The following is a 5,898-nucleotide window of genomic DNA, read 5'->3' as shown; positions in this document are numbered from 1 at the left end:
AATGAATTCACAAAGTCTTATAATACAGAAAAAGTAGCTTTTTATAAACAAGCAAATATTAAAATTAAAGAAGAGAAAAAATAAAACAGTTTGGCCTACACTTGGCCAAACTGTTTTATTTTTTTGTATAAGTACGACTATACCATGGAACAGGTTCACTTAATTTTTTTTCTTGTTTTAATGCTTCAGGACCAATATAATCTTGAATTGTTTTTTTTGCCACTGTTAAAGATAAGGTTGTTTTCGGATTTCGATAGGAGGATTCAAGATGACCAAGATGCGGTAGAATTCGAAAATCTTCTTTCGTAGGAGGGATGTGGAAAAAATAATCGCCTAAACGTATAAGGACATCAGATTGTTGTTGGCTAAAACGTGGGTTTCTAGAAAAATGTAATCCTTCTTTAATTGCTTTTTTTTCAGCAATCAAACGTTCTAAAGCTGTCTTTTTTAACCAGTATAAATATTTAGGATTAGTAGCTGCTTTAGCATGACGATTCACAACGAAAATAGATTGAGCTAGTCGATTAATAGAATGTTGGTTTTGTAATTGAGATTGTGGTTGTGAAGGTTTCATATTGAATCTCCTTTCAATTTTTCATTATTATACCATAAATAAAATAGGTATTTATTATACGCAAAAAGTGATTGTATATATTTTCAATATTAAAGCAATATTGTTACAAAAAACAACTATTTTGTATAATAGTAATAGAATATGTTTTTGAAATTTGATAATGAAAGAGTGAGAAGTTTGAAAGAAATATTAAAACAACAGTATGCCATTATAGATATTGGATCTAATACAATGCGTTTAGTTATTTATGAAAAGCAAAATGGAGGTTTTTATAAAGAGATTGAAAATACGAAAGTTGTTGCTAGGTTAAGGAATTACTTAATTGATGGTGTGTTGAATGAAGAGGGAATAGAAGTATTATTACAGACATTATTTCAATTTCAAGAAAGTACAAGATTCCATCAGTTGCATCATGTACTTTGTGTTGCAACAGCAACAATTAGACAGTCGGAGAATCAAGAGGAAATTAAAAAGCTTGTTGAAGGACAAACGGACTTTACTCTTAGAGTATTATCAGAGTATGAGGAAGCGCGTTACGGATACTTGGCGGTTATGAATTCTACATCGTTTTCAGAAGGAATAACGGTAGATATCGGCGGGGGAAGTACAGAAGTTACATACTTTAGAAATAGAGAGATTTTAGAGTACCATAGTTTTCCATTTGGGGCACTTTCTTTAAAGCAACAATTTATTAAAGGGGATATTCCTACTAAAGATGAGTTAGAGGGAATGCAACAGTATTTAGAGTTTCAATTTCGAACGTTACCATGGTTAATCAATAAGAAATTGCCTCTTATTGCAATTGGTGGTAGTGCTAGGAACTTAGTGAAAATCCATCAAAATTTAATATGCTATCCTATAGCAGGATTACATTTATACAAGATGAAAGAAGAAGATATTGAAAGTGTAAAAGATGAATTGGAAAAATTGTCGTACATAGAACTTCAGAAATTGGAAGGGTTGGCAAAAGATCGAGCAGATACGATTATTCCAGCGGTTGAAGTATTTCATACACTTGTTAATGTTATAGAGGCACCGGCATTTGTATTAAGTAGAAAAGGGTTAAGAGAAGGTGTTTTCTATGAAGAGTTGACAAAAGATTTGGGGATTTCATATTATCCGAACGTAGTTGAAGAAAGTCTGCATTTACTATCACATGAATACGAAATGGACATGGAATTTGTTATTCAGCTTATTAAACATGGAAGACTAATTTGCAAACAACTTGAGGAAATAGGGCTTATTTCTATGTCAGTAAAAGACTGGGAAGTGTTCCATCAAGCAGCGAAAGTATTTAATATAGGCAAATATATAGACGAAGAAGCAAGTCGTTTACATACGTTTTATTTATTAGCGAATAAGACAATTGATGGCATGATGCATAAAGATCGAGTAAGGCTAGCGCTTATTGCATCGTATAAATCAAAAATGTTATTTAAACAACATTTATCTCCATTTGAAGGTTGGTTTGATAAAAGCGAACAAAAAAAAATCCGCCTGTTAGGAGCTGTTTTACAATTTTCAGCTACTTTAAATGTAAGGCAACGATCGCTTATTGATACCATATCTATAACAGAAAACGAAGAAGGATTAACATTTAAAGCTTTATGTGAAAAATCGGCATTAGCGGAAAAAGTGCAGGCTGAAAAACAAAAAAAACAGTTAGAAAGAGTATTAAAAACGAATATTAACTTGTTATTTGAACTAAAACATTAGGTTGTACGGATGTCTTTACAAAAAATTTACACTTTATAATATTGTAATTTGCTAAAATAAAAGTAACTAAATTATAGTGAAAAAGTTTCAAGGGGAAGTGTGAAGAGAATGGAATTATTGAAGGGGAATGCAGTAAATTTAAATGATACAGCTTATTACAATAATCGAGAGTTAAGTTGGTTAGCATTTAATGAACGTGTCTTACAAGAAGCGCAAGATGCAAATAATCCACTTTTGGAAAGATTGAAATTTATTAGTATTTTTAGTTCGAATTTAGATGAATTTTTTATGGTACGTGTAGCGGGATTAAAGGATCAAGTGAGTGCTGGATTTAATCAGCCAGAAAATAAAGCTGGCTTAACACCAAAAAAGCAATTAAATAAAATTGCGATAAAAGCCCATGCACTAATGACAGTACAATATGATACATTTAAAAATTATGTATTACCAGCGCTTGAGTTAGAGGGAATTGAACGTTTAACATTCAATGATTTGACGAAAGAGCAACGAGAATTTATAGAAGAGTATTTTGATGAGCAAATTTTTCCAGTGTTAACTCCTGTAGCTATTGATGCATATCGCCCATTTCCAATGTTATTAAACAAAAGTTTGAATTTGGCTACTCTTTTATATGATGAGAAGCAAGCGGAAGAAGAAAACAGGACGAAGTTAGGAATTGTGCAAGTTCCTTCATTACTTGAGCGCTTCATAATTTTACCGAGCGAAGGGCAAAAGCATAAATTTATTTTATTAGAAGACGTAATTAGTAGCTTTACTCATAAATTATTTACGGGATATACAGTATCATCTGTTACTCGTTTCCGTATTACACGCAATGCAGATTTAACGATTCATGAAGAAGGTGCGAGAGATTTATTAAAGGTAATTGAAAAAGAATTAAAAAAGCGTAAGTGGGGGGCTGCTGTTCGTTTAGAAGTTGGGAAAGAACACATTGATGAAAGAGTACTAGCGTTATTATATGAGGTTCTGGAAGTAAAAGATGAAGATGTATATATAATGGATGGTCCATTAGATTTAACATGTTTGTTTTCTTTATATAAAAAACTAGCTCCTTTATATGAACATCTTGTATATCCGGCTCTTATTCCGCAACCACCTCAAGATTTAGGTGATGAAGAAGATGTATTTGAAAAAGCAATTGAGCATGATATTTTATTACATCATCCTTTTGAATCATTTCAGCCGGTAGTTGATTTTGTCCGTGATGCGGCGGACGATCCGAATGTACTTGCGATTAAACAAACGTTATATCGTGTAAGTGGTGATTCACCGATTATTCAGGCGTTAAAGATAGCGGCTGAAAAGGGAAAACAAGTGACAGTATTAGTTGAATTAAAGGCAAGATTTGATGAAGAAAACAATGTTCATTGGGCTAAAGAATTGGAACAGGCAGGCTGTCATGTTATTTACGGTGTAAGTCACTTGAAAACACATAGTAAAATTACATTAGTTGTAAGAAGAAAAAACGGAAAAATCGAAAGGTTCGTACATCTCGGAACTGGAAACTATAATGATGCAACAGCGAAGTTATATACTGATTTTGGATATATTACATCAAGAAAAGACTTTGGGGTTGATGCAACCAATTTCTTTAATTATTTAAGTGGTTATACAACAAAGCCACATTTTCATCATTTATCGGTTGCTCCATTTGATATAAGAGAGCAATTTATAGATTTAATAGATGAAGAAATCCGTTATCATAGGCAATATGGAAATGGATATATTATCGCTAAGATGAATTCATTAACAGATAAACCATTAATTAAAAAAATGTACGAAGCATCACAAGCTGGAGTAAAGGTAGAGCTCATTGTTCGAGGGACATGTTGCCTACGACCTGGCATTCCAAATGTAAGTGAAAATATTCGTGTAGTTAGTGTTGTTGGAAGATACTTAGAGCATAGCCGTATTTATTATTTCCATCATAATGGGGAGGAGAAAATATATTTATCTTCAGCTGATTTGATGACGCGAAATATGGAGAAGCGAGTGGAAATATCTTTCCCGATATTAGATATTGAAATGAAGGCACGAATTAAGGCGATTTTACAGCTTACATTAGCTGATAATGTGAAAACACGTGAACAAAATAAAGATGGTGATTACTATTATGTTATTAATAGTAGTACAGAAGAAATTGATAGCCAAGTGAAGTTGTTTAAGATGGCATATCAAAATACAGACGCTGAATAATGAAAAAAGTAAAAACCTCTTATGTCAATAAGAGGTTTTTACTTTTTTCTACTCATATGCTCCAAAAATGGAAGGATGAGTAGAAACAATAGTTTTATTATAAGCGTATAATGAGATGGCTCGTTGAAAGAATCGTTATTTTAACTTAGTAATAGTATGGTTGCTGACATGGTCCACCGTAACAAGGATAAGGTGCTGGCGGCGGGAAAGGTGGTGGATAAGGTGGATAAAATGGTCGAGGGCCGAAAGCTAATGCTCCGCCGAGCAATCCACCAGCAATTCCAGCTAGAAAGGGAACGCCAAAAAACGGGAAGAAGCGTGAGTCGCCTACTGGACCAATAGGTGCTGAACGGACTGGAATTGGTTGATAATATGGATACATGAACATACCTCCTTTATTGGACTCACTTTTATCATATGGTAAACAAAACGTGGATGAGCGCGTACAAGAAAGGATATGTAAGAAAATAGGCGAATTATTACGAATGTTGGAGTGTGAAAATTGTGATTTCAGGTTTTGACATAAAACGAAATGGGACACGTGTTCTTCCCAGGCCTCGATTGACATAGAGAGTTAAATCCTGAATTGTATAGAAGCCTTCAATATAGTCTTTGGCGAGTGAAGGTGTAATAATAGCTCCTAAAAAAGGAATTTGTACTTGTCCGCCGTGACTATGACCAGAAAGTTGCAAGTTGATTGGATATCTAGAAACTTTGGGCGCGATATCTGGTTCGTGAACAAGAACAATGTTATAAGTACTTTGCCGTGCATGCTCTAATGTTTTCTCTATTTTTGGTTTGCCTAATAGTATATCATCGAGACCGAAAATAGAAATTTCACTATTATCCATTAAGCGAATTCTTTTTTCACTATTGAGCAATAGCTCAAATCCTGATTCACGCATGATGTGCTCATAGTATTCAGTTCCATATCCACCGTGATCATGGTTACCATAAATAGCGAATTTACCAAAGGGGGCTTGTATATTTTTTAAAATGGATGCAACGAAAGGAGTGTCAGTATACGTTTGATAATTATCAATGAGATCTCCGGTAAAAAGGACAATATCTGGATTTACAGCATTAATTTTAGAAACAACTTTAGATAAATGTTGAAGCGAGAAATAGTATCCGAGATGTAAATCGCTGAATTGAAGAATTTTCATACCATGAAAACTTTTTGGGATGAGTTGTGATTTTAATGTGTGCTGTGTAAAAGAAATGAAATGGGGCTCTATATATTTAGCATAGTAGTATCCGATGCTACTGGTTATAAATGAATAGAGACAAGTGCGCATACCAATTTTCAAAAAATTTCTTCTTGTAATGTGCTTCATAAAAATATGAGTATACCTCAATGTTTTCATTCCATTTATAGGCTACTCAAATCT

General features: G+C 33.4%; 5 protein-coding genes and 1 pseudogene. 3 read left to right on the top strand and 3 right to left on the bottom strand.

Annotation, left to right across the window (positions count from 1 at the left end):
* Window positions 1-84: pseudogene (locus tag ACQGS6_RS21805) on the top strand (YkyA family protein); the annotation flags it as partial.
* A 31-nt stretch (window positions 85-115) separates the two neighbouring features.
* Here the strand turns inward: ACQGS6_RS21805 and ACQGS6_RS21800 are convergent.
* The gene (locus ACQGS6_RS21800; RefSeq protein ID WP_000804862.1) at window positions 116-574 is read right to left on the bottom strand and encodes a YkyB family protein; all 459 of its coding nucleotides are present in this window, start codon (window positions 572-574) and stop codon (window positions 116-118) included.
* 141 nt (window positions 575-715) lie between these two features.
* Here ACQGS6_RS21800 and ACQGS6_RS21795 point away from each other — a divergent pair, with 141 nt between their 5' ends.
* Together ACQGS6_RS21795 and ACQGS6_RS21790 are read left to right on the top strand one after the other, a co-directional pair.
* Window positions 716-2,290, top strand: a complete 1,575-nt coding sequence (locus ACQGS6_RS21795) for a Ppx/GppA family phosphatase (RefSeq protein WP_002005581.1) — start codon at window positions 716-718, stop codon at window positions 2,288-2,290.
* Between the two features lie 108 nt (window positions 2,291-2,398).
* Complete coding sequence (locus tag ACQGS6_RS21790) at window positions 2,399-4,507, top strand: polyphosphate kinase (protein WP_000421677.1); 2,109 nt, start codon at window positions 2,399-2,401, stop codon at window positions 4,505-4,507.
* Between the two features lie 145 nt (window positions 4,508-4,652).
* Here the strand turns inward: ACQGS6_RS21790 and ACQGS6_RS21785 are convergent, their stop codons facing one another.
* Entirely contained in the window at window positions 4,653-4,889 is a 237-nt protein-coding gene (locus ACQGS6_RS21785; protein ID WP_000283738.1) for a hypothetical protein, read from the bottom strand.
* A 97-nt stretch (window positions 4,890-4,986) separates the two neighbouring features.
* Window positions 4,987-5,844 carry a metallophosphoesterase gene (locus tag ACQGS6_RS21780; protein WP_030027732.1) on the bottom strand — a complete coding sequence of 286 codons (858 nt, stop codon included), beginning with the start codon at window positions 5,842-5,844 and terminating at the stop codon, window positions 4,987-4,989.
* Window positions 5,845-5,898: the final 54 nt, after the last annotated feature.

The organism is Bacillus sp. GMs2/2 (assembly GCF_050172095.1).
GTDB lineage: Bacteria > Bacillota > Bacilli > Bacillales > Bacillaceae_G > Bacillus_A > Bacillus_A cereus.
This window is presented reverse-complemented; position numbering and strand designations above follow the sequence as displayed.

Excerpts from the sequence above, each read along its gene's own strand:
- ACQGS6_RS21800 (WP_000804862.1), bottom strand. The coding sequence starts at position 574 with ATGAAACCTTCACAACCACAATCTCAATTACAAAACCAACATTCTATT.
- ACQGS6_RS21795 (WP_002005581.1), top strand. The coding sequence starts at position 716 with ATGTTTTTGAAATTTGATAATGAAAGAGTGAGAAGTTTGAAAGAAATA.
- ACQGS6_RS21790 (WP_000421677.1), top strand. The coding sequence starts at position 2,399 with ATGGAATTATTGAAGGGGAATGCAGTAAATTTAAATGATACAGCTTAT.
- ACQGS6_RS21785 (WP_000283738.1), bottom strand. The coding sequence starts at position 4,889 with ATGTATCCATATTATCAACCAATTCCAGTCCGTTCAGCACCTATTGGT.
- ACQGS6_RS21780 (WP_030027732.1), bottom strand. The coding sequence starts at position 5,844 with ATGAAGCACATTACAAGAAGAAATTTTTTGAAAATTGGTATGCGCACT.